The sequence below is a fragment of the Bacillus cereus group sp. BfR-BA-01382 genome (assembly GCF_022663475.1).
In the GTDB taxonomy this organism is placed as follows: Bacteria; Bacillota; Bacilli; order Bacillales; family Bacillaceae_G; genus Bacillus_A; species Bacillus_A thuringiensis_S.
Map to the genome: position 1 here is coordinate 1 of NZ_JAKUFQ010000313.1, position 356 is coordinate 356.

Consider the following 356-nt stretch of genomic DNA (forward strand, 5'->3'; position numbering starts at 1 on the left):
ACATGTCTTGCGGAAGTAGTTCAGTGGTAGAATACAACCTTGCCAAGGTTGGGGTCGCGGGTTCGAATCCCGTCTTCCGCTCCAATTTTCAATATGACATGCCGGGGTGGCGGAACAGGCAGACGCACAGGACTTAAAATCCTGCGGTGGGTGACCACCGTGCGGGTTCGACCCCCGCCCTCGGCACCATATGCGCCCGTAGCTCAATTGGATAGAGCGTTTGACTACGGATCAAGAGGTTAGGGGTTCGACTCCTCTCGGGCGCGCTTTTATTAACGGGAAGTGGCTCAGCTTGGTAGAGCACCTGGTTTGGGACCAGGGGGTCGCAGGTTCAAATCCTGTCTTCCCGATATTCC

General features: G+C 55.9%; 4 tRNA genes. All 4 read left to right on the forward strand.

The features are described from left to right. Positions 1–9 precede the first annotated feature (9 nt). The 4 genes from MR160_RS34110 (at position 10) to MR160_RS34125 (ending at position 350) form a co-directional block, all read left to right on the forward strand. Positions 10–84 (forward strand) — tRNA-Gly (locus MR160_RS34110). Positions 85–100: 16 nt separating this feature from the next. Then, positions 101–189: transfer RNA gene (locus MR160_RS34115), tRNA-Leu, on the forward strand. A gap of 3 nt (positions 190–192) precedes the next feature. Beyond that, positions 193–266: transfer RNA gene (locus tag MR160_RS34120), tRNA-Arg, on the forward strand. Between the two features lie 10 nt (positions 267–276). Beyond that, a tRNA-Pro gene (locus MR160_RS34125) sits at positions 277–350 on the forward strand. Positions 351–356 lie beyond the last annotated feature (6 nt).